General features: G+C 63.7%; 18 protein-coding genes and 2 pseudogenes. 2 read left to right on the plus strand and 18 right to left on the minus strand.

Going from position 1 to position 23,878, the window contains the following annotated elements:
• Positions 1–10 precede the first annotated feature (10 nt).
• The 6 genes from HZY77_RS09505 to HZY77_RS09530 all read right to left on the minus strand — a co-directional run bounded on the left by HZY77_RS09505 (position 11) and on the right by HZY77_RS09530 (position 6,355).
• Entirely contained in the window at positions 11–874 is an 864-nt protein-coding gene (locus tag HZY77_RS09505; RefSeq protein WP_296814076.1) for a glycosyltransferase family A protein, read from the minus strand.
• A gap of 9 nt (positions 875–883) precedes the next feature.
• Entirely contained in the window at positions 884–2,071 is a 1,188-nt protein-coding gene (locus tag HZY77_RS09510) for a glycosyltransferase family 4 protein (RefSeq protein WP_296814077.1), read from the minus strand.
• Between the two features lie 166 nt (positions 2,072–2,237).
• Positions 2,238–3,206, minus strand: coding sequence for a glycosyltransferase (locus HZY77_RS09515; protein ID WP_296814079.1), 969 nt, complete (start codon positions 3,204–3,206; stop codon positions 2,238–2,240).
• A gap of 214 nt (positions 3,207–3,420) precedes the next feature.
• On the minus strand, positions 3,421–4,242 hold the full coding sequence (locus HZY77_RS09520) for a glycosyltransferase (protein ID WP_296814080.1): 822 nt from the start codon (positions 4,240–4,242) through the stop codon (positions 3,421–3,423).
• Positions 4,239–5,432, minus strand: a complete 1,194-nt coding sequence (locus HZY77_RS09525) for a hypothetical protein (protein ID WP_296814081.1) — start codon at positions 5,430–5,432, stop codon at positions 4,239–4,241. The genes HZY77_RS09520 and HZY77_RS09525 overlap by 4 nt, the downstream gene beginning before the upstream one ends.
• Positions 5,429–6,355: a sulfotransferase gene (locus HZY77_RS09530; protein WP_296814082.1), complete on the minus strand. Its 927-nt coding sequence runs from the start codon at positions 6,353–6,355 to the stop codon at positions 5,429–5,431. Before HZY77_RS09530 ends, HZY77_RS09525 begins: the two co-directional genes overlap by 4 nt.
• 124 nt (positions 6,356–6,479) lie before the next feature.
• Here HZY77_RS09530 and HZY77_RS09535 point away from each other — a divergent pair, with 124 nt between their 5' ends.
• Positions 6,480–8,306: an asparagine synthetase B family protein gene (locus tag HZY77_RS09535; protein ID WP_296814084.1), complete on the plus strand. Its 1,827-nt coding sequence runs from the start codon at positions 6,480–6,482 to the stop codon at positions 8,304–8,306.
• Between the two features lie 21 nt (positions 8,307–8,327).
• Here HZY77_RS09535 and HZY77_RS09540 read toward each other — a convergent pair whose 3' ends face one another.
• The 5 genes from HZY77_RS09540 to HZY77_RS09560 all read right to left on the minus strand — a co-directional run bounded on the left by HZY77_RS09540 (position 8,328) and on the right by HZY77_RS09560 (position 13,824).
• Positions 8,328–9,761 carry an MBOAT family O-acyltransferase gene (locus tag HZY77_RS09540; protein ID WP_296814087.1) on the minus strand — a complete coding sequence of 478 codons (1,434 nt, stop codon included), beginning with the start codon at positions 9,759–9,761 and terminating at the stop codon, positions 8,328–8,330.
• A 2-nt stretch (positions 9,762–9,763) separates the two neighbouring features.
• Positions 9,764–10,759, minus strand: coding sequence for a hypothetical protein (locus tag HZY77_RS09545; RefSeq protein ID WP_296814089.1), 996 nt, complete (start codon positions 10,757–10,759; stop codon positions 9,764–9,766).
• A gap of 2 nt (positions 10,760–10,761) precedes the next feature.
• Positions 10,762–12,084 carry a putative O-glycosylation ligase, exosortase A system-associated gene (locus tag HZY77_RS09550; RefSeq protein WP_296814090.1) on the minus strand — a complete coding sequence of 441 codons (1,323 nt, stop codon included), beginning with the start codon at positions 12,082–12,084 and terminating at the stop codon, positions 10,762–10,764.
• Between the two features lie 145 nt (positions 12,085–12,229).
• Positions 12,230–13,603 (minus strand): phenylacetate--CoA ligase family protein, encoded by a 1,374-nt coding sequence (locus tag HZY77_RS09555; protein WP_296814092.1) that lies wholly within the window; start codon positions 13,601–13,603, stop codon positions 12,230–12,232.
• The gene (locus HZY77_RS09560; RefSeq protein ID WP_296814094.1) at positions 13,600–13,824 is read right to left on the minus strand and encodes a hypothetical protein; all 225 of its coding nucleotides are present in this window, start codon (positions 13,822–13,824) and stop codon (positions 13,600–13,602) included. The genes HZY77_RS09555 and HZY77_RS09560 overlap by 4 nt, the downstream gene beginning before the upstream one ends.
• Positions 13,825–13,878: 54 nt before the next feature.
• On the opposite strand from HZY77_RS09560, the gene HZY77_RS09565 reads away from it, so the two are divergent.
• On the plus strand, positions 13,879–14,208 hold the full coding sequence (locus HZY77_RS09565; protein WP_296814095.1) for a hypothetical protein: 330 nt from the start codon (positions 13,879–13,881) through the stop codon (positions 14,206–14,208).
• A gap of 232 nt (positions 14,209–14,440) precedes the next feature.
• Here HZY77_RS09565 and HZY77_RS09570 read toward each other — a convergent pair whose 3' ends face one another.
• From HZY77_RS09570 to HZY77_RS09600, 7 genes and pseudogenes are all read right to left on the minus strand, one after another.
• Positions 14,441–15,700 (minus strand): glycosyltransferase, encoded by a 1,260-nt coding sequence (locus tag HZY77_RS09570; protein WP_296814097.1) that lies wholly within the window; start codon positions 15,698–15,700, stop codon positions 14,441–14,443.
• A pseudogene (locus HZY77_RS09575) lies at positions 15,693–16,918 on the minus strand (TIGR04063 family PEP-CTERM/XrtA system glycosyltransferase). The gene HZY77_RS09570 and the pseudogene HZY77_RS09575 overlap by 8 nt, the downstream one beginning before the upstream one ends.
• Complete coding sequence (locus tag HZY77_RS09580; RefSeq protein ID WP_296814098.1) at positions 16,915–18,849, minus strand: XrtA/PEP-CTERM system amidotransferase; 1,935 nt, start codon at positions 18,847–18,849, stop codon at positions 16,915–16,917. Before HZY77_RS09580 ends, HZY77_RS09575 begins: the two are co-directional and overlap by 4 nt.
• 46 nt (positions 18,850–18,895) lie before the next feature.
• Positions 18,896–19,989, minus strand: a pseudogene (locus tag HZY77_RS09585) (TIGR03088 family PEP-CTERM/XrtA system glycosyltransferase).
• 44 nt (positions 19,990–20,033) lie between these two features.
• Positions 20,034–21,590: an exosortase A gene (gene xrtA, locus HZY77_RS09590; RefSeq protein ID WP_296814100.1), complete on the minus strand. Its 1,557-nt coding sequence runs from the start codon at positions 21,588–21,590 to the stop codon at positions 20,034–20,036.
• Positions 21,587–22,816: a TIGR03087 family PEP-CTERM/XrtA system glycosyltransferase gene (locus tag HZY77_RS09595; protein WP_296814102.1), complete on the minus strand. Its 1,230-nt coding sequence runs from the start codon at positions 22,814–22,816 to the stop codon at positions 21,587–21,589. Before HZY77_RS09595 ends, xrtA begins: the two co-directional genes overlap by 4 nt.
• A complete protein-coding gene (locus HZY77_RS09600; RefSeq protein WP_296814104.1) occupies positions 22,813–23,877 on the minus strand; it encodes a FemAB family XrtA/PEP-CTERM system-associated protein in 1,065 nt (354 codons plus the stop codon). The genes HZY77_RS09595 and HZY77_RS09600 overlap by 4 nt, the downstream gene beginning before the upstream one ends.
• Position 23,878: the final 1 nt, after the last annotated feature.

Here is a 23,878-nt window from a genome sequence, read left to right on the forward strand (position 1 = left end):
CTCGATTCCGTCATGCCGACCGTATCTCCCGAATGGCCAGCCAGTCAAACAGGGTGTTCAATCCGCGCCAATCCAGCCTGAGCACCTCCGGATAGAGGGGATACAGGTCGCGCACATGAAACGGCAATGCAGTGAACCCTGCGGGCTGGATGGCCCGTCCCAGCATCTTGTTCTGATATCCCCGCACGCTGTAGCGCACGCGCCGCCGAAAGTATTTTTTCCATTCGCGCGGCAACCAGGGCGACACCGAGTCGAATTCAAACCCAGCCTCACGGACCACGACCACCCGGCCGTTGTCCCAGCGGGTGTCCCNCTGCAAATCCCATTTCAGCATCGCGCCCATCAGCGCATCTTCGCCGATGGTGCCGACAGGCATTTTGATGGCCTGGGCGCGGATGCGTTCCACGAAGCTTCCACGCAAGCCGTATAAATTGCCCGCCACACCATTATCCCTGAGCATGTCGCGCTGGAACGCGGCAACACCGCGGCCGCTTTGCGGCAATGCCGACACGCCGTTTGCCTGGGGATGCTGCGCCAGTGCCTGCGCCATGGCATCGAGCGAGCCGGCCACCGCCCGCACGTCACCATCGATGAAAANACAGGGGGTCTCCGTACACACAGCAATCTCATGCACGAACACGTTCCAGGCGTTGGCCTTGTCTCCCAGTGCGATCGACACGAGGTGGACATTGGGGTGGTCGGCCGCGTATTCGCGTACCAGCGTTTCGGTCCGGTCAGTGCAGGCATTGGCCAGCACATGGCAGGCGAGCGGGTGGGTCGCGGCGGCCTGCAGGCTGTCAAGGCAGGCGATGATGTTGCGCGCTTCGTTATGGGCAAAAACGGCGACGGGCCAAGGGGATACGGTATCTGTCATGGATGCGGCTCAGGACCGGGTTGTTGTCATGTTCAGTTGGCGGGTTTTCTCTGCCACCCGCTCCCAGGAGAATTCGCGTTCCACCCGCTGCAATGCGCGCTGGCCCCAGGCACGAGTCAAGTCCGGCTGCGTCAGCAGGCTGCGCAAGCCATCTGCCACGGCATCGACCGACGTGCCATCCACCCGCAGCCCCGTCTCGCCATGCAGGACCGCCGATCCCGTCCCGCCGGCCAGGCCTGCCAGGCTCGGTTTGCCGCAGGCAGCCGCTTCGATGAAGACCATGCCAAAGCCTTCATTGTCGCCGTTGATCTCGCGGTTGGGCATGGCAAATATATCGCAGGCATTCTGCCAGCGAGGCAGATCCGCTTCCCTGACCGGGCCAATGCGATGGACCACGCCCGTCAGGCCGAGGTCATGGATCAGGCCGTCAAGATAGTCGGCATCCTCGCCTATCCCGCCAATGACATAGCGCAGCGGCATCCCTTCGGCATGCAGTTTCCNCACGGCCCGGATCATCTGGTCGAAACCCTTGCGACGCGACAGCCTGCCGACCGAGAACAGCAGTTTCTCGTCCGTGCCGATCCCCAGNNGCTCACGCAAACCGGTGGTATCCAGGCCCGGCCGGAATACCGAGACGTCGACACCGGGATAGATGAGCGTGATGCGCGCCGGGTCGACGCCCATGCCCCGCAAGGTGTCACGCGTATGGTCGCTGTTGGCAATGACCCGGTCGGCATGACGCAGGGCGAACCGCATCGCCTTGAATTTCCGGCCGTTCCCCCAGCTGGTGAGTTCTTCGCCATGGGCATAGATGGCCACCGGCCTGAACGTCAAGCGCGCCACCCNCCATGCCACCAGCCCTTCCGGCAGCGCGCGGAAGGCATGCACGGCCTCGAAGCGGTGCGTAAACGCCAACCGCAGCGACCGGAGGANAANACGGGCATACATCGCGAGCGACTCGGGACGCAGCCAGGCCACACGCCTGAGGCTCAGACGATGAATGGTATTGGGATGCGTCGCGTCCACAGCCGCCGCGCCGGCCACATCGGCAGTGACGATATGGATTTCCTTGCCGCCGAGACGCCGGTACACCTCGGCGGCCCACACGGCTGTACCGCCCTTGGTCGGGAGAAAGAGTTCGGTGAGGACAAGCAGACGAGTCATGGTGGGGAAGCGGAACAGGCCGTATAGCATCATCGGTGCCTGCAGCGGTTATTTGTCGGTTTTGAAATTTCTGCGGAATTGGACATGTCAATGCAGCATGCCCGAATGATAACGGCCCTGCCCGGAATCAGGCGATTTATGCCGCAACCTGGACCCTTTCCACCTTGCACGCTGCCGAGAACAATCTTCACAACCCGCATCAATGCTGTCGCGTTATCGCTTGACGAATGCGATTCTTCAGTACTTTCCCTGCCAGGCTGAAGTGGTGCCAGTACAGCCCGCTGACTGTTGAGTCGAAAANATTGCGCCAGGGAAAAGCCTGGTGATTCTGGTACGCGTAATAGGCCTTGTTGAAATGGGCGTTTGCCAGGGAAGCCGTCGTCAATCGCTTGAGCAGGGGCGTGGCGGCGACCTCGTCCAGGTTCAGAAGTCCTTTGCGAATATGGATGATGGTGTCGATGAGGCGTTGCTTTTCCTCCGGCCGGCTGAAATAACTCTGCCCCTCGCATCGCACACGATAGCTGGGCGTCACGAGCAGGCCACACGTACAGCGAAGTGCCACCCGGTAATACCATTCCAGGTCCTCGAACCCTTTTCCGCTGTAGAACCCGACTTTCTGCAATTGGGCCTGTTTGATCGCCACCCGCTGAAACGCCATCGGGATACGCTCGAGCAATGCGCCGAACAACAGGTCGGAATGCAGGCGCAACACGCCTTCGGTTCCCTCCAGGCGCTCGCCCATCGTAGCGAGTACACGCGTCACTGCCTGCGTCTGATTGTGTCGGGTACCCTCGGCATCGCTGCCGAAAGGTTCCACATTCACAAACAGACAATTCAGGTTCGCATCATCCCGGAAAGCCGCATCGATCTGCGCCAACGCATCGACACCGAGCAAATCGTCGTCGTCGAGAAAGAAAATCACTTCGCCAGTCGCCGTCCGCATTCCTGTATTGCGGGCTTCCGAGGGTCCTTGCGCTACCTCGTTCCGCAGCAGCCTGATGCGTCCTGCCAATTCTTTCTGCCGGGCATCGAACGTCACCGCGGGACGGGACCCATCGTCCACCACGATGACATCCCATTCGTCGAAGCGCTGCGCCTCGACACTGGCAATAGCCTCACGGAGCAATTCGGGGCGATCGTGAGTCGTGATTACAGCGGTGATCTGCATACCCTATCCATGTCACCCAGGGGCCTCGTTCAGACCAGACAAACCTTCCATCCGGCTATTCTCCATGCCGGCCATGTACCTAGCGGGGCCCGGCAAAGCCGGCATACTCAACCGGTCAGCATCGACAGCACAGCACGCAGGCTCTGCCAGCCGGGGCGCGCAGCCAGCAGCGGCAACACGGCCCGGACGGCCGCGATACGCTGCCCGCTCTTGCTCAAAGCACAGCCGAGGTTGTAGCGCGCGCCATATATCCGGCCCGCCACCCCTGCCTGACCGGTGTCGGGAAACGTTCGGCCAGCCGCATCAGATCGGACAGCGTGCGCACATTTTCACGCTGCGCTGCCACCGGATTGCGGCGCGTGGCGCTGCCGCCATGTATCACGTACACGCCGAGGCTTTCGCAGATTACGCCGATACGATGACTATTGGCCACCAGCCGGGTCAGAAAATGGACATCCTCGCAGACCTTGAATCCGGTTGGGTAACCGCCCAGTTCGATGAACCGGGCACGTGGAACCGACAGCGTGTGCGTGTCGCCGAAATGATCGGCCACGAAGGCCGCGATTTCTGCGGGTGCGTCCATGACCACACGCACCGCTCCGGCAGCCTTGGCCAGCATCAGGCGTCCCGATTCGTGCTGCGCCATCGACGTGCCAAGCAGCTTTCCATCCGTATCGCGATACTCGTAGTCGCCCGTCAGGCAATCCAGCGTCGCGTCCTCGGCAATCCATGCCGCATGGAGCCCGACACGACCGGGTGCATACCAGTCGTCGGCGTCGAGAAACGCCAGCCAATCGCCCGTGGCGACGGCGGCACCCGCGTTGCGCGCCACCGACACGCCGCTGTTGGGCTGCCGGATCAACCGCACCGCCTCGCCGAACCGGCGCGCGACATCGGCCGTGGCATCGGTCGAGCCGTCATCCACCACGATGATTTCATGTACCGGCCAGCTTTGCGCACGCACCGACTCGATGGCGCGCGCCAGGGTGTCGGCTGCGTTGAATGCGGGAATGATGACCGAGAAACGCGGGCTCATGCCGAACGTCCAAGCCAGGCCAGCGGCAGTGCCAGGCCGCTTAGGTGGGCCATCCGGCGAAAGCGCGGCACCTCGTCCAGCCGGACGCGCCAGACGGCAAGGCGACGGCGCAACCGGCCTTCGATCCAGGCCGGATCCCGTTTTTCGATCGCGTGTGCCAGTTCGAGCGGGGTGAGAAAGCGCACNNGTGGGCAGGCGGCCAAGGCCGCATTCAATCCCGCTTCGAGTGCCGCAAGGCTGCCATCCGCTGCCTGCAGGAAATTGAAACGATGGGTTTCCACCAGGCAAGCCCGTCCCTGCCGGGTGCGCGTCTTGAGTCCATCCGCCAGCCGTTGCGGCGCATGGCCCAGGGTCGGCTCGAAATACACATCGCGCACCAGATAGGTTTGCCCGGCCCGTGAGCGCTCGCCGGACAACATCGACGCATCCACGCATCCTGGCCGGCCCGCGGCATCCCGGCACGTGGCGCGCTGGCCGGGCGTGACGACGACATCGATTCCCGACCGCGCCCACGCCGCCTCGACGGCTTCGCTCCAGATGAACGTCGTGGCGACCGCCACTTGCGGCAACCGGCCCAGAACAGCCCGATACGTTGCCGTCTCCACGGCAACGGCTTGCTCGATCGCCACGGTCGGCAGTGCGCGCGAGGGCAGATCCGAGGCATCGACCCAGCGGCTCTGCAAGGCGGACGGCAGCGCCTCGGTCGCGGCAGGTTCCGGTGCGGCAAGCCAGTCGCGCACGGCCGCTTCGTTTCGGGCCGTGGCCAGCAGGGCCGGCGGCCAGTAGTGGCACTGGCCATGCAACTGCGGTGCAAACACCCCGGCCTCGATGCCTGCCTGCATTGCCATACGCACCGCCTCGAAACGCTCGTCAGCGAGCGTCAAAGCGTGATATTCCGTAAAACGGCTCGCTGCGATGCGAGCCCCATCTGGCACCTCCAGTACGATCCCCAGCGTCATGACGGCCGGACGGCCGTTGCGGTCGCGTATGCGCTGCAACAGGCCCGACAGGCGGATCAATGCATCCGCCTGAGACAATGGCCCTGCGCCCCAGTCGTCGCTTTCGACGATAAGCACGGGATGACGCAGCACCGGTTCGCGCCAGCGTGCGACGAGCGGACCGGCGAATGCCAGCAGCACTCCTGCCCATAGCAGCATCACCATCGCCAGGAGCAGCGCCAGTATGGTCATCGATACCCCATCTCCGCCGCCACGTCAACCACCTGCGGCAACACCCGTTCGATCTTGTCCCGGTTGCGGCCATCCTTCCATTTGTCCAGGCGGATTTCGGAAAACGCGTTGTAGGGAATGTCGAGCACCTCGGCGCAGTGCGCCTGCAGATGCGCATCGAAGGCCAGGCCGCAGCCTTCGAATACCTGGCGGAAGGTGGCGACCGGGTCGCGCAGGAAATCCTCGTAGAACACCTCGACCCACTGTCCAGCAGGAATGCCGGCCTTGGCATCGAGGATGGCCCGGTTGACCGCGGCATACTGAAAGGCGGCGACCTCTTCGACCGGTGCGTTCACGTAATGGCGCCAGCCCTCGGAAAGAAAGAAACACCATTGCGTCAATTGCCCGCCCTCCACACCCACGCGTGCCGGCAGGTCATTCGACCAGGTGGCGAATTCGTCGGGCTTGCGCCAGCCTTCGATCAGCGAATTGAGGTTGTCGCCCGGGCTGCGCTTGACGAAAACGAATACGGCGTCGGGAAACAGTGCCCGCAGATACGCGACGCACAGTCCGTTCTGGTTGTTCTTGTCGACCCAGCGATGCTGGCCGGTCCAGCTGTAGAAGTAGCGACTGACGTCGTCCCGTTCGGCTGCGCTGGCATCCGTCGCATCGAGCGCGTGCGTGTTCCAGTCCTTGTCGGCCAGAGGGTGCAGGTCCGTCCAGTAATCATGGGTCTCGCGTTGCAGACTGCCGATCTCACGCGACTCGGACAGCGTTTTGTAGACCAGCGTGGTCCCGGCCCGGGAGCAACCGATCACGATGATGGGGCGTTCCGCCGGGCGCGGCGAAAGCTGCCAACGCATCCGGCGCAAGGCGCGACGCGTTCGCCGCGCATGGAATGCCAGCGTCTTGACCACCTTTTCAGCAAATTCACTCAAACTCATAGACTTTCTGTCGTTATCAAACGAAGTCCGATTACCCCGCAACCGGGCATACAGGATTCGTGCCAATCGGCATGCTCGTTTATATTGGCAGACATTATCCCGTATCACGCTGACACAACACACCATGGATGGCATTTTTGGCTGGCTGGGCGACCACGGCGCGCATCAGGACCTGATCCGACATATGAGGGGAGCGGCCAACCCGGCACCGGAAGGTCTGCTGCACGAACACAGTAGCCAGATGCTGGGAGTGGCCGCGTGTTCGCGCTTCGGCAAGGCCGACATCCACGTCGAAAACGGTCTCGCCGCCACCTTGACGGGTCGCCCGGTCTTCCTCGATGAGGAACTGGCCTTCATCGCCCGCGACCGCAATCCGGCCACCGCCGTGGCGCACGGCTGGATACGCCATGGCGAGACGCTGCCCACGCTGATGCACGGCAATTTCGCCTTTGCCGTGCTGGAACCGCTCAAGAANAAAGCCTGCCTGGTTCTCGATCGCGTGGGGGCAGAGCGCCTCTGCTATGCGTATCGGGGCGGCCATCTGGTGTTCGGCACCAGTGCACAGAACGCCAGCGCCCACCCCGCGGTCGGGCGGGTCATCGANCCCCAGGCGATCTACGACTATCTGTATTTCCACACCATTCCGGCACCTCGCAGCCTCTATCAAGGCGTACACAAACTGTTGCCGGGGCAAATGGTCACCTTGAAAAACGGCCAGCTCAGCACCGCGTTCTACTGGCAGGCCGATTACACCCCGGTCGAGGCCGGATTCGACGCCCATCGCAGCGATTTTCGTACCGTACTGGATGAGGCCGTACGCGATGTCGACGCCCCTTCCACGGCGGCGTTTCTGTCCGGCGGCACCGACAGCTCGACAGTTGTCGGCGCGCTCACCGCCGTACGCGGCGCACCGGTCGACACCTTTTCCATCGGCTTCGACGCCGACGGGTTCGACGAAATGGAATACGCGCGCTGCGCGGTCGAGCGCTACGGCAGCCGCAGCCACGAGTATTACCTGAAGCCCGCCGACATCGTGACGGCGATTCCCGTCATCGCACGCGAGTACGACGAACCTTTCGGCAACGACTCGGCGGTACCGACCTATTTCTGCGCCAAGGCTGCACGCGAGGCAGGGTTTGAACACATGCTGGCAGGCGACGGCGGCGACGAGATCTTCGGCGGCAATGCGCGCTATGCCAAGCAGAAGCTGTTCGAGAACTATTTTCGCCTGCCTGCGGCGATCCGGCGCGGCGTGGTGGAGCCGATCGCACACCTGCCCGGGCTGTCCAACCGCTTTCCNCTTGCCAAACTGAAAAGCTACGTGCGGCAAGCCAACATGGGCCTGCCGCTGCGCCTGGAAAGCTACAACTTCCTGCACCGTACCCCGCTCGACCAGATCCTCACGCCGGATTTCATCCATGCCGTCGACCCTTCGACAGCAGACGCCGCACTCACCGAAGTCTATGAACGTACCGCCTCCGACCATTACATCAACCGCATGATGCATCTGGATCTGAAGTTCACCCTGGCCGACAACGACCTGCGCAAGGTGGGCACGATGACCGAAGCAGCCGGTATCGAAGTGCACTATCCACTGCTCGACGACCGCATGGTCGCCTTTGCCAACCACCTGCCGGTCGACTACAAGGTGCGCGGCCAGATGCTGCGCTGGTTCTTCAAGGAGGCCCTGCGCGATCTGCTGCCCGAGAAGATCATCAACAAGAGCAAGCACGGCTTCGGCCTGCCGTTCGGCGTGTGGAGCACCCAATATGCACCGCTCGGCGACCTCGTCGGCGACAGCCTCGCGGACTTCAAGCAGCGCGGCTGGATCCAGCCGGCCTATCTGGACCATATGCTGGCCATGCAGCGCGGACCGTACGCCAGCTACTACGGCGTGATGATCTGGGTGACCATGATGCTGGAACAATGGCTGCAGGCGAACGAACACTGAAGTGAACGCCAGTCAGCAGCCTCAGAAGTCGAAATAGATGAACTTCTGGCTGCTGCCGCCGAAGACGATGAGCGTCAGCGCCAGGCCTGCGTAGGCCGTGCCGCGCAGCGTGAAATGCAGTTGCCCCCAGCGCTGCAGACCTTGTCTCAAGAACCGTTCGATGGACGGTTCCAGCAAGGTGAGCAGCAGGCTGCCCCATACCAGCCACTGCACATAGCTGCGTACCGACGCGACCTCGGTTGTCTCTCCCAGCCCCAGCATCGCCGCGGTGATGATCCACGCATCGTGAAACGAATGCGCCCGGAAGAACACCCAGCTGATCCACACCAGTGCAAGCGTCACCGGCCAGCCCAGCCAGGACAGCAGTCGCGCGCCGAAGGAATGCGACAGCACGCCCAACCGCGAATAGAGGTCGAGCAGCAGGCGATGCAACACCAGATAACCGCCATGCAGGAATCCCCAGAACACGAAGGTCCAGGCGGCGCCGTGCCAGAGTCCGCCCAGCAGCATCGTGATCATCAGATTGGCCAGATTGCGGGACTTGCCACGCCGGTTGCCGCCGAGCGAGAAATACAGGTAGTCGCGCAGCCAGCGCGACAGGGTGATGTGCCAGCGCTGCCAGAATTCGCGGACGCTGCGGCTGGTATAGGGGTGGAGGAAGTTGCGCGGCAAGGTCACGCCGAACATCAGCGCCAGGCCGATGGCCATTTCGCTGTAGCCGGAAAAGTCGAAATAGATTTGCAACGCAAATGAAGTCGTGGCGAGCCAGGCCAGGTAGAAGTCCAGCATGTCGGGGCGGCTGAACAAGTCGTCGGTCAGGAGCGAGAGGTTATCGGCAAACAACACTTTCTTGACGAGACCCACCATGAACACCAGTGCGCCCAGTTTCACGCACTCCGCCTTCAGCGGCTGCAGGGATTCCAGCTGTTCGACCAGTTCGGAGGCACGCAGGATGGGGCCGGCGATCATATGCGGGAAGAAGGTCACATACAGCCACCAGGCGCGAAAGGAAATGCGGTGCGTCCATTCGCCACGGTAGACGTCGATCATCACCGACAGCATGTGGAAGGTATAGAAGCTGATGCCCAGCGGCAGCGCCCAGTCCGCCCAGCCAGGCGGTGCGCCGCCCACAGGCAGGTCGAACCATGTGCCCAGCGTCCACAGGCTGTCCAAGGCCATCCCGAGATATTTGACGACGCCCAGGAAGCCCAGATTCAGCACCAGGCCCGTCACCAGCAGCCGCTTGCTGCGGGTAGCCGACAGACCCGAGTAGATCAGGTAATTGAGGCTGACCGACACCGCCAGCAGGATGAGATAGACCGGTTTCCAGGACGCATAGAAAATTAGGCTGCCGACCAGGATGACGACAGCACGCTCGCGATAATTGCGTGCGCCGGCGTAGAACATCAGCAGCACAGCAAAGAACAGCAGGAAAGTCGGGGAGCTGAACAACATGCCTATCGATCCTTCCAGGCGGCCAGCTGATGCCCCAGTTCGGCGCTGTAACGCTGCGCGCCCCGGTCGTTCAAATGGCCTGCGTTGACGAAGTCGTCAGGGCCGAAACCGGTCGGCGTGGGCAACACGATCACGCCGCGTTGCCGCAGGCGTGCCAGCAGTGCCCGATAGGAGGCGGCCTCGGGGCGGGGATCGACAAAGGCGGACAAGCGGTCGCGCAAGGGCGGCAGGGTGACGAACACCCGTACGCCGCGCGACTGCAGGAGATCGATCGCCTGCCATAAAANACGTTCGACGGCCGGTACCGNGGGATGCAAGGCCGCACGTTCCTGCTGCGCCACCTGACCCGCATTCTGGGCCGCGCCGAAACCCGCTCGATAGCCCGAATAGGCCGCTGCTGNCCNCCCGACCGGATCGAGCGAGCGCACACTGGCCTCGACGAATCGCAGCGCCTTGTCCGGTTCGCGCAACTGGCGAAGGTTGCCACTGTACGACCACAACCGCAGATGGCTTCCCAGCCAGTCGCGATAGCGGGCCGCATCCCACAGGGCGCACCGGTCGGCAAGAAAGCTGACGTAACCGAGTGAATTGTCTTCCTGAAGGGCGCTTTCATCCAGGCCAAGCACCACGGTCTGAATCGCCGCTTTTCCCAGCAGACCGCGTTCCTCCAGCCGCCGGATTTCGCCGTGATACACGATGGCATTGGCACCCGGCAAGCCCAGGTTGAAGCCGCGCAAGACATGGCCCGGCCAGACCCGCTCCACTGCACGCGGATCAATACCGTTGTCCGTCCGGCTGTTGCCGATGAAGAGGATCTGCGGCGGGCGGCGCTCGACCTCGAACAGCTTGTCGTAGGCCCGCCCCTGGGCAAACACCGCACGGTAGCGAAACATCACGGCTTCACTGTGCAGGGCCAGCTCGACCAGACCCGTCAGCAGCAACGCCAGCCAGAAAGCCCAGCCCAGCCCGGGCGGCAGGCGCAAGCGAATCCCCGGCACGGTCAGCCCCTGGGCCCGGTGCTTTCCGGGCTGAACCGGCTCGATGGATGGGGCAGTTCACTGCTCCGGGCGCGGCCATCGACAGGGACCACCTTTGCCAGCACGCCGGAGAACTTGGCGGCCAGTACCAGGATGATCATCAAATGATAGGGCAGGTCGAAATGACTCATGCCCAGGAATGCGCCGGCCACCGCATAACCGATGAGGCTCACCTGGATCATGGCCGCCAGATCGGCGGCCCATTTTCGCTCGGGGTCATGCTTGCATCGCTTGATGATCTGCTGGGCCCGAATCCAGGCCAGCAATCCCAGCAGCATGAACAGGGCGAATCCGATGAACCCCTGTTCGCCCATCATCTCGAAATAGATGCTGTGCACATCGTGGACATTCCAAGGGTCCGGGGCATATTGGCGGAATGTAGGCGGCCTGAACATATCGAACCCGCCACCGGTGATGCGGTCCTTCGCCACATTGAACGCAGTGTGCCAGGCATTGATCCGGCCCTGCGCCGACTGGTCCTGCTGATAGGACTTGATCGTGTTCATGCGGTCATACCAAGCCTGCGGCATGATCGAGGCCATGATGGCCACGGCGATCAGCATGTAAAAGCCGGTGACGATCTTGTTGCGGCTTTTCATCCACAGGAACAGCCCCATCGCCACCATTGCCAGCATGCCGCCGCGCGACTGGCTGCCGATGGCCGCGACGCCGGTCAACACCATGGCGCTGGCCAGTCCGATCTTGACCCACTTGCGCGCTTCCTGCAGGTGGAGGTAGCGGATGAGCGGAATGGTCATCACCAGGGCGAGCGCCATTTCGTTGTTGCCGCCGACAAAGGTGCCGGTCGGCCCCTGCACGCGGTATACCCCGCCGTTGATGATGGTGAAGATCCCGCCCTTGACGCCGTAGAAGCCGAACGACAATGCAATCACCCAGACCAGCCAGTGCAGTTTGTAGCGCTCGTTGATGATCAGCACCGTGAGCAGGACCATCAGCATGATCTTCCAGACCTTGTTCCACTGGAACCATGCCAGGTCGGGGTAGAACGCAAAGAAGGTGGTAAACAGCATCCAGCCGGTAAGGATCAGCAGGACGATGACTTCGCGCGTCCACAGCATCTCCTTCTTTTCCTTCGACGCCATGAAGGCGAGGATGGTGACGCTACCGACGATCATCGAGAACGGCATGTTGTAGGCAAAGCCCCACGCCAGCCGGTGCGGGTTCATGTAGCCAAGCCACGACCACAGCAGGATGCCCAGCCAGGGACGTTTGAAGACGAAAGGCAACAGGCCGAAAATCAGGCCGGTGATGAACAGGTCTCTCATGCGGGTTCGGCTTTCTGCGCGACGGGCGGAATGATGGCGCCTGACCGATCCGTCATCAAGTCATCTGGAAAATACTGCGTACTCGAAGTGCCGCAACAGAACGCAGCAGGGCTGGGCCAGATTTGTGGCTTCATGGTCAGGACACTCATCGGCCGACCTGCGCCAGCGCGCCATGCACAGGGACGTGACTCACCACATAGCGATGCTTGCCGGAGGCTTCCGGCGCGATCGCGTCCAGCAAGCGGATATCGACGGCCAGCCCAGTGCCCAGACGCGCCTGCAGCCCCGGATCACGGCTGCGCGCGTCGTCGTTCCAGCGCGCGTCCGGGACGACCTGCACCTCGAGCCGGTCGATCGCATGCTGGATCAGCTTGAACTGCCCCACGCCCGGTACCGCGCGCAGTACGTAGATCACCGCCAGGGCATGCATGATGCGGCCGTCGGCGGCAACGATGAAATCGGTCTGTCGCCCCACCACGGTATCCAGTACCGTGAGGCCGCGCCCGCCCGNGTCGTTCCGGCCGGAATGGCGCACGATGTCGCCGGTACGATAGCGGATGAACGGTTGGGCGGCCGACACCAGGCTGGTGATCACGGCCTCGCCTTCCTCCACTGGATTGCCCGCCGCGTCGAGCACCTCGATCAGATGCGTTTCGCACATCTGCAGCAACACCCCATCCGGCGACTGCAAGGCCATCAGGCCGGCATCGCGCGCGCCGTATTCGACCGAGACCGGCACCCCGAACACCCGTTCGATCAGTTCGCGTTGATGCGGAAACAAGGGCTCGCCCGTGGTGCTGACCACGCGCAGGGCGGGCAGCCGGAGCCGCGCGGCGCGCGCCTCGGCATGCGCCGCGAGCAACGCCAGGCTGCTGGCATAGCCATAGATCGCTTTGGGGTTCCAGGCTTGCATGGCTTCCAGGTACCCGTCCATGCACGCAGGCGACATGTCGAACGCATTCAGCAGCAACTGGTTGACCAGCCGGTCACGCAAGGTCTTGAGGCGATCGGTCTTGCTCAATTCCACCGGTGCGCCCCACAGATAGACCTCGCGATCGCCGGGCTCCACACCCCACCAGCGTCGCGCGCGCAATCGCCCGGCCGCATCCGCGGCCTGGCGTGCCCGGCCGAAATGGAAAATCAGCGGCTCGCCACTGGAGCCGCCCGTCGTATAGGNGAACACGCCGCCCGGCACGTCACGCCACACCAGCTGTTCGACGTTCTCGCGCGCATCGCGCTTGTCCATCGTCGGCAAGCGCGACAAATCGCTCGGCAATACCGCCCCCGCCCGAACGGTCTCGACAAGCCCGGCGGCATGCAGCCGGGCGGCATGCCAAGGGCTATGCGCCAGCGCGGTTTGCAACAGTACATTGAGATGCCCGGTCTGATAGTCCAGCATGTCGTCGCGCGACAGCCACTGGGTGCGCTCGAGCTCCTCCAGCAGGGGAAACGTGGGCCGATGCATCGCCGCTTCCTGCAAGCGAAACACATTGCGGGCGAACCAGGCCGGCACGCTCATGTCCGGCTCCGCAAAGGCAATGCCTTGAAACGCGCCAACAGTTCGTCGCACAAGGCCGTGACAGCCGGCGAAATGTCCGGCGGACTGCGATGCCTGACCGAGCGCGCATGGATGCGCCCTGCGATGGCGGCGTTGAATCCTGGCAATTCGAGGAAATCGTATACCGCCGCGACCTCGCGCATCGGGTTCTGAACCAGTGCTTCGTAGAACACCACACGCACACGGGGTCCGCCGCCAACTGATGCTCGAAGAACAGCGCATTGCGATAGAACCACATGATCGCGGCGCCTTCCGCCTCGCTGGCGTCAGGGCGGTACAAGGCCATCAGCAGCTCACGGGTTGCCGGCGACATGCCGCGTCCACGCCAGTCGCTCGTATCGCCGTGTGCCAGTCGCTGCCACTGCGGCACGAAGTTTCCGAAGGAACGGATCGCCGAATTGACGCTGTCGCGCCAGTCGCGCACCACCCACAGGGTCTTGGCGGGACGGAACGTCGCCATCAAATGCGGAAGCTGGTCGAGTTCGCACAAGGCCTTGATCACGAACACCGGCGCCGGGCTTGCCAACGCCAACTGGCGGATCACGGCCGGATTGCGCATCTCGTAACGCTCGAACGCGCGCGGATCGGTCTCGTGAAACACCTGGGTGGCCGCGCTGGCATCCAGCACGTCCATCAGGAGATTGGTCCCGGAGCGCTGCATGCCCGCCACGAAAACATGCTGGGCCACCGGGCGCGGACGCAGGCGCTGGCGCCATACCTTGGCGTGGCGCCACAGCGCATGTCGAATGCGCGTCGACATGCTGCGGGCATCATGGCCTGTCGCAGGCTTGGCGACGCTCATTGTCCGGCAGCCGCCGGCGCAGACCGGACGGAAGAGGCTGGCGCAGCCAGCAGGGCATCGAACGCACGCAACAGCTGCGCCACACGCTTGTCCCACTGGTTGGCCTGTGCATAGTCGATGATCGCGGCGCGATCCCAATTCTTGTCGAGCGCGGCGTCCAAGGCCTGCTGCAGCGCCGCGGCATCGCCGAACGGCACGATACTGCCGAGCGCGTCGCGGCAGACCACTTCCGCGTTGCCGCCCACATCGGTGGTCACGACAGGCAGGCCACAGGCCATGGCCTCGAGAAACACGTTCGCCCAGCCTTCGTTGCGGGTGGCCAGCACGAACACATCGGCAGCCGACAGTGGCCATTTGAGCGCGTCGGGCGGCAGCGTGCCAAGGAAATGCACGCGCCCGCGCAATCCCAGCCGGGCGACCTGCGCCTCGAGCTCGGCGCGCAGATCGCCTTCGCCGCNCCCGCCGCCGACGATGAGGTAATGCAGATCCGGATGGCGCGCCATGAGTGGCGGCAAGCAATCGATGACGCGGTGCATGCCCTTGCGCTCGACCAGGCCACCGACCGAAATCAGCACCTGCGCCCGGTCCGGCAAATCGAAGCGCGCGCGNNCCACGCGATCGACAGGGTGGAAAACATGGGTGTCCACGCCGTTGCCGACGACTTCGGTTTTGCTTGCGTCGACACCAAGATCCAGCGCCAGTTGGCGCAGCGAGCCGGATACTGTGAACACCCGCGCCGCCGCCCCGAGCGCGCGTACCAGCTGGCGGCGCAAGACCGGATTGCGGCTATGCGGCACTTCGGTGCCGCGCAAGGTCAGGGTGACCGGCAAGCCCAGCCAGCGCCCCAGCCGGGTTGCGGCATCGCCGTCCGGGTAGCCGAAATGCGCATCGATGAGCCGTGCGCCTTCGCGCCGCAGACGCCGCATCAGAANAAAGCTGCACAGCGCCATCGATGCGCCGTCGAGTCGACGCAACAGGCCGGGCAACGACAGGAAGCGCGGATGATAGACGCGGATGCCCTGCTGGATTTCCAGCACCGGCGCCTGCGGGCGGTAGCCAGGACGCAGCCGGCGGATCAGCGACTGCCCGGGAAACCACGCCTGCGGCGAGACGACGGCAAGCGGTCGATGCTGCGCCACCCGGAACATGCGTTCACGAATGAACAAGCCCGCAGCGGGACGCACTGCGCTGGGGAACAGCGAACTGAACACGACCAGATCGAGGCGGCCGGTATCGGCGGTACATCCGTCAGCCAAGCGCCGCCTCCATCCCCGGTTTGACAAGGTTGCCGTATACGCTGCGATAGCGCGCCACGCTGGCGGGCCAGTTGCGTTCGGATTCCACGAATTGGCGGCCGTTGCGCTTCATGCCGTCCCAACCCTGCTCGTACTTCAGCAGCGCCACCACCTTGCTGGCAAGATCGCCGGCATGGCCAGCCCGGAACAGCACGCCGGTCTTGCCGTCCTGGATCAGTTCCTTGTGGCCGCCGACGTCGGAGGCCACCATCAACCGCCCCTGCGCCATCGCTTCCAGCGGCTTCAGCGGCGTGACCAGTTCGGTCAGGCGCATCGGGTGACGCGCATACACCAGCACGTCGATCAGATCGTAATAACGATTCACCTCGCCGTGCGGCACACGGCCGGTGAAAATCACGCGGTCTTTCAGATCGAGCGCCATCACCTGCTGCTTCAGCGCCGCATCCTGCGGCCCGCCGCCGACCAGCAGCACTTTGACGTCGGGCATCTGCTTGAGTATCGTCGGCAAGGCGGCGATCAGCAGGTCCAGGCCTTCGTAGGCATAGAACGAGCCAATGAAGCCGAGCACGCGGCTGGTGCCGAGCCCCAGTTTCATCTTCAGTTCGGCATCCGGTTTGCCGCCGACGGCAAACTTGTCGATGTCGACCGCATTGGGAATCACCGTGATCTTGCCGGGCGGAACGCCGCGCGCGGCAAGATCGCTGCGCAGGCCTTCGCAAATGACCGTCACCGCGTCGGCATGCTTGACGGCCCAGGTTTCCAGCGCCCGGGTGAGCCGGTAGCGCAGGCTGCCCTCTTTCGTACTGCCGTGATCGACTGCGGCGTCTTCCCAGAAGGCACGGATTTCATAGACGACTGGAATACCCAGCTTGCGGCCGACGCGGATCGCCGGCACCGCATCCAGCACCGGCGAATGCGCGTGGATCACGTCGGGCTGCAATTCCTTTGCCAGCGCCAGCAAGCGCTTTTCGATGGCGCCCATCACGGCGAACGGGTCGCCCCCGGCAGGTGTGCCAGCAGCCCCATCGGCTTCGGCGTGCGATAGAAATGCAGGCCATCGGCATCCTCTTCCATCACCGTGCAATCGATCTGCTTGGGGCCGGACAGGTGATAGGTCTCCCAGCCCATTTTTCGCTGGTTGCGCAGAATTGCCGCGCTGCGGAAGGTATAGCCGGAATGCAGCGGCAGGGTATGGTCGAACACGTGGAGGATCTTCATGCCGCTTGCCGCTCGCCCTCGAATACGCTCTGGCCATCCATGCCCAGCACCTGCCCCAGGAAGGCATCGAACATCAACACCGTCCACAGAATCACCGAATAGTCGCGCCGGCCGGACTGGTGCGCCTCGACCACTTCGCGCAGATAGTCCTGGTTGAACAGACCAGTGGACGCCAGCCGTTCGCCGAGCACCACGCTGCGGATGGTGATGGCCAGCGGGCCGCGGAACCAGGCCGCCAGCGGCACCGAGAAGCCCATCTTCTTGCGATACAGCACATCGTGCGGGAGATAGGGCTCCATCGATTTCTTCAGCAGGTATTTGCCTTCGGTGCCGCGCAGTTTCAGATCGACCGGCAGGCCCGACACCCAGCCCATCAGTTCGTGATCGAGCAGCGGTTCGCGTACCTCGAGTGCATGCGCCATGCTGGCGCGGTCGACCTTGGTGAGGATGTCGCCGACCAGATAGGTCTTCATGTCGAGATACTGTACCAGCGACAGGGGATCGTCGGTGGGCGCGACCGCAGCATGGCGGCGCAGCACGTCCACCGCCTGGTAGCCTTGCAGCTCGCGCTTGAAGGACGGCGAGAACAGCTGTTTTCGTTGCGTATCCGACAGGAGCGAGACGCCGTGAAAATAGCCTTCGACGGTGTCGCGCGCCAACGCCTCGAAGGTCGTCTTGGCGCGGAAGACCTTGGGCGCCCAGTCGGCCTTGGGATACAGGCGGCCCAGCGCGCCGAACAGTGGGCGGCGCAGCATCAGCGGCATCGCCGCACGCATGCGTTCCTCGTAGCGGAACCAGCGATAGCGCCGGTAGCCCGCGAAGTGTTCGTCACCGCCGTCGCCCGACAGGGCAACCTTCACGTGCTTGCGCGCGAGTTCGCACACCCGGTAGGTCGGCAGCGCGGACGAGTCGGCATACGGTTCGTCATACACCTGGGCAAGCTTGTCGACCAGGCTGAAATCGTTGGAGGCGACGATTTCGATGTGGTGGTGCGTGCGGTAACGATCGGCAACCTGCTGGGCGAATTCGATTTCGTTGAATGCGGNGTCGTCGAAGCCGATCGAGCAGGTGTTCACCGGCGTGGCGGACTGGGTCGCCATCATCGCCACCACCGCGCTGGAATCGACGCCGCCCGACAGGAAGGCGCCCAGCGGCACATCGGCAATCATGCGCAGGCGGATCGATTCCTTCATGCGCGCCACCAACTCATCCATCGCGTCCGCTTCGTCCTTCACCGCCACCGGGGTGAAGGGCATATCCCAGTACTGCTTCGGCAACGCGCGTGTCTGGCCGCGTTTGAGGGTGAGCGTGAAACCGGGCGGCAGCTTGTACGCCCGCTTGAAAATGGTGCGCGGCTCCGGCACGTAGCCGTAGGCGAAGTATTCCTCGACCGCCAGCGGATCGATGTCCCGCGCCAGACTGGGGTGCACCATCAGCGGCTTCAGTTCCGAGCCGAAAATGAATTCGCCGGTTTCGAGGAAGGCGTAATACAGCGGCTTGACGCCGAAGCGGTCGCGCACGACGAACAGCGTTTCCTGCTTGCGGTCCCACAGCGCAAACGCAAACATGCCGCGAAAGCGTGCGACGCAGGCTTCGCCCCAGGCCTCCCAGGCGTGGACGATGACTTCGGTATCGGAATGGGTACGGAAGGTGTGGCCGAGCGCCTCCAGTTCGGGCACCAGTTCCTGGAAGTTGTAGATTTCGCCGTTGAATACGACGACGACCGAGCCGTCCTCGTTGAACAGCGGCTGCTGGCCGGAGGACAGGTCGATGATGGACAGGCGCCGATGCCCCAGTCCCACGCCAGGCTCAAGGTGCAGGCCGCCTTCGTCAGGGCCGCGATGGAACTGGGTTTCGTTCATGCGATGCAGCAGTTCGCGGGAAATCTCGTTCACGCCGCTGGTATCGAAAATGCCGGTAATGCCGCACATGCTAGTTGTCTGTCCCTGTCGATTTATCGGGTTGTTCGACGGCCGCTCAGCGCCGGAGCCCCAGCGTCCGGTCGTATACCGCGGCATACGCCTCGGCCATCGCCGGAATGCTGTAGCGCTGCTCGGCCTGCCGCCGGGCGTTGCCGCCCTGCCGCGCGATGCGCGCCTCCGGATCGCCGAGATAACCCAGCAAGGCCTGTGCCATATTCTCTGCGTCGCCGGCCGGCACCAGCCGTCCGGTGACCCCATCTTCCACCAACTCGACGTTGCCGCCCACTGCGGTGGCGATCACCGGCAGTCCGCTCGCCAGCGCCTCGAGTATGGTATTGAGATGCCTTCGTTTTTCGACGGCAACACGAACACGTCGAATGCTTGCATCAATTCCGCAATGTCATGGCGCTCGCCCGGCAGCCAGGCCAGATGCGCCATCCCTGCCTGCGCCAGCAGTTCCATGCAGGCCGCACGTGCAGGCCCGTCGCCAATGATGACCAGCCGCGCCTGCGCGGCCCGTTCGGGAGACTGCTGGAGCAGCTTGATGAAGGCGCGCGTGAGCATGGGATAGTCCTTGACCTCGACCATCCGACCGACCGACCCGAAGACCGTGCTGCCGGCGTCGGCGAATCCAGGTGGCAGCACCGCCGGTCGCGCACCGGCGCGCGGATGGAATTTCACGCTGTCGACGCCATTGTAGATCTGGTGCAGCTTGCGCGGCGGCACCCTGACGGTCTGGCGTAGCCAGCTTTCAAGATCGCGGCTGACTGCAATGTAATTCGACACGAACGACCTGGCGGCACGGCGCAGCAGATTGTATTTCCAGTTGCGGCCATGCAGGTCGAACACGTCGCGCCCATGCTCGCCATGGACGGTGGCGTGCACGCCGGCGGCAGCGGCGACGAATTGCGCTTCCAGCGCGGCCAGATTGCGGGTGTGCACCAGATCCGGTTTGAGCTGGTGCAGCAGTCGCCACAGCCGCACGGTCCAGCCGAGGCCATGTCCCGGCGCACGGTGCAAGGCATGGAACTCGACCGGCTGCGCCGTGATGCGTTGGTGAAAATCGCTGTAGTCGGTGAGCGCAACCACGGTATGCCGGTAGCGTTGCGGCGGCAGGGTATTGAACAGGTTGACCATGCCGTTCTCCATGCCGCCGGTATCGAAACGGTGGACGATATGCACGATGTGTGCGGTCACTGCCCGTCGACCTGGTCGAGCCCGCGGGCGATGGCAGGCTCCATGTCCGCCGCAAAGCGTGCCAGGGTGGCGGTCGCCGTCTTGAAATCGGCATTCTGGTACGGCGTGGCGATCAGCACCGACAAGCCGTCGTCGCGTACCAGCCTGACCCGGTCGAATGCAAGGATCAGCTTGGCGAGATAGTCGTTGACGACGGAGCGCTGATCGATCAGGTTCCACTGCCACACCAGCAGGCGCTGGCCGTTGCTCCCGCGCATCTTGGCCTGTCGCACCTGCCGCGCGATCCCGTCGATCCGTACGGTGACGATCGTTTCGCCGACGTTCGACCAGGCCGGGTCCTTCTGCTTGATCATGTAATTCTGCGAGTTGATGAGCTCGGCGCCCTGCCGCTGGGTTACGTAGTAGTTCAGTTCCAGCATCACGTCATGTCCCGCCTGCGTATAGGACTGGCGCAGCTGGCGGTCGGCTCCGATCCAGTGCGGCACCCAGGTCGTGAAGACCTCGCCGGGTTGCCACCCGCCGGCCGCCTCGACCTGCAATGCCGGCATGTCTGGCAACGGACGCGACTCGAGCCAATGTGCATACATCGGCCACAGGACCGCCACGCCCAGCGCCAGGAGGGCCGCCGGCAGGATCGATCGCGACGCCATGGCCGTTCCGCTTGCCTCCGCCGGCACGACGGGCGGCGGCGAAACAGGCTCCACCTGGTCGTCCTCGCGCCAGAAACTGCCGATCCAGAACAGCAGCATCATGACGATGCCGAAGAACACCCAACCGTAGATGTAATGGTCGACGCCGAGCGCCAGCTTCATGTCGGACAGATGGGCGATCATCACAATCATGAAGGCCCGCCCGCTGTTGGCGAAGACCGGAACGATCATTGCCGCGACGGAGAACAGCAGCCGGCGTTTCCACGAGCGATAGGTGAGGTAGGCGTACAGCACGCCGAGCGTCACCGAGGCGATCAGGTAACGCAGGCCGGAACAGCCTTCCACCACCGACCAGTCGCCACTGGGGATGCTGAAGAACGTGCCCTCACGATACACCGGGATGCCGGTGGCCTGCAGCATCGAGACGGTGAAATCGGCGGTCACGCCCATCAAGGGCTGGATCAGGAACTCGCCCATTGGGACCGCGAAGAAAAGGAACATCAGCGGGAAAAATGCCGCCCGCACGAATGCAGCGCCAAGCAGGGTCCATACCGCGGCGATCAGCATGGCAATGAATGCGAGTTGCGCGACGACATTGACGCTGCCGGCGTCGGCCAGCAGCCAGCCGACGCCGGCGGCCGCCAGCAGATACAGGCCGCGCAGGTCGGCGCGCGGCCGGATTCGCGCCAGTTCGTCGCGCTTGCGCCAGATGAGCCAGATGCTGATGGGAACGATCAGATAGCCGTGGGCAAAGGTCTCCGAGCGCGCCCACACTTCCTCCATCGAGAGGAACGTCGGCCAGAAGATGGCGGTCAGGAGCAGCAGGACGCCTATCGTCACACCAGCGGACAGCCACCAGCCTCGCGGCGTGGTCACGGGAAGGGTCTCAGGCAGGGCACTCATGCGGGGCACGTCTCCAGGGCAGAGGATGCGGCGGGCACCGCATCGAACAGGGCATCGATCATCGACAGATTGCGCGTCCAGTCGTAATGGGACAGGATGCAGGCGCGCGCTGGGGCGCTGGTGGTTCGCGCCTGCAATTGCGCAATGACGGCACCCGCCAGGCCGGCTTCGTCCTGTGCCAGCAGGAAGTCGCGTCCTGCCTCGGCACGGATGCCTTCCGCCGCCTGCGCGGTGACCACCACCGGACGTGCCATCGCCATCGCCTCCAGCACCTTGTTCTGGATACCGCGCGCAATCCGCAAGGGCGCCACGGCGCACGTCGCGTGCGCCAGATAGGGCCGTACATCGGGTACGCTGCCGGTGACGACGACGCCTGGCTGGCGCGCCAGCGCCAGGACGGCTTCCGTCGGCCGGCTGCCGACGATGGTGAACTGAGCGGCCGGGACCGTCTCGCGGATGGCGGGAAACACCCGTTCGGCAAACCAGCTCACGGCGTCGACGTTCGGCCAGTAATCCATCGCACCGGTAAAGACGACACCCAGCACGTCGGACGGATAGGGATTCGGATAGTCGCGCGCCGGCGAGAAGTAATCGGCATCGACACCGTTCTCGAACGCACCGATCTTGTGGCGCGCTTGCGGAACCCGGCGCTGGAGCAGTGCCGCCTCGTCGCACGACACCAGCAGTGTGGCATCGAAATCCTGCGCCACCTGCGCCTCCCATGCCGCCAGCCTGCGGCCCTCGCGCGCGTAGAGCCAGGACATGGGCCAGCGCTGCGTCGGGGCGTATTGGCTCCACTTGTCGGAGTCGACGTCGACCATGTCGAGCACGCGGCGGGACAGCTTCGCCGGCATGAACTGCGCCATCGCCGAGGAAAATGCGAGTCCGCGCGTCACCTTTCCGGAGTCCGCCAGATCGGCAGCCCAGTGCCCGAGTTCGCGGCTGCGATAGTAAGGCAGCGTCAGCGCCTGGCCAGTCAACAGTCCGGTCAGGCTCGCCAATTTGGCGCGGCGTGGCTTCAGCGGCAACAGCTTGACCGAGGCGCAATAGGGCTTCAATGCGTCGGCATACTGCCAGTCGTCGGGGTCGTCGACGAAGGCGCCGAGGTGGACAGCGTAACGCGCGCCCAGATGCCGCAACAGATGGAACGAGCGGATCTTGTCGCCTTTGTTGGGCGGGAACGGGATGCGATGTGCAAGAAACAGCAGCCCCTCTTTCACGCTCACCCCAGGTTCTTGACGATGTGCGGCCCGATGACATTGGCGAGCGCCAGCGGCATTTTCTTCCAGGCCTGGATGAAGAGGCGATATTTTGGATTGAGCGGATTGATCTCGGGAACGTCGGTGTCGGTTACCAGGAAATATTCGTAATACAGCGGCGTCGGCTCGAAGCCCCAGTTCTTCTTGAAGTCGAACGAACCGGTGCCGCGCTTGCTGCGGCCGAAGTCGAACACCTTGAGGCCGCGCTCGCAGGCACGGCGCATCAATTCCCAGTACATGAAATCGTTGCCGGCCACCGCGCGCGCGGCGTCCACGCNCCCGCCGTAATACGGCAATACCTCGTCGCGGAAATAGAACGACATCACGCTAGCGATGACCTGTCCTTCCAGCGTGATGGTGAGCACCTCGCAATCGTCGCCGAACGCCTCCTTCAACAAGCGGAAGAATTTGCGCGAAAACACCGGTGTGCCCAGGCGGTGCACGCTCGCCGAATACGCCTGGAAGAATCGCGTGGTGTCGCTGTCGATTTCGCCCACCAGACCGGCCTTGATGCCTTTGCGCACCATCGCGCGCTGCTTGCGCGGGATGGCATTCATATTGGCCTCGACGTCGGGTTCGATGGCTTTCTTGAAGGTGACGTACAGATCCTTGGTCGGCCAATGGGCATGCTGGGCCACCTGGTTGCGGTATTCGAGCGCGCCGACCTTGAGGCGCACGGCCAGGGCCTGTGCCGCCTCGTCGAGCGCGCGCCAGGCGGCGTCATGGTCGGCGAGGATGCCGCCATAGGCGCAGAACGGCAGCGAGCCCAGGCTATGGCCAAACAGGCGGCTGCGGATTTCGGCCAACGGCAGGACGCCCACGATCTCGCCGCCGCGTTCGGCGAGCATGAAATGCGTGCGGTGTCCGAAAGCGGCTTCGATCACGCGTTTCCAGCCGGCACAATGAAAGAACGTCGCATCCGGATGCGCATTCACATAGGCATCCCACTGCGCGAGATCGCGTGCTTCCAGCGCGCGCACCGTGACATCGGTCGCCATCGTTTCAACCAGAAGGGGTTCGGATTGCATG

Source organism: Thiobacillus sp. (assembly GCF_013693775.1).
Lineage (GTDB): Bacteria > Pseudomonadota > Gammaproteobacteria > Burkholderiales > Thiobacillaceae > Thiobacillus.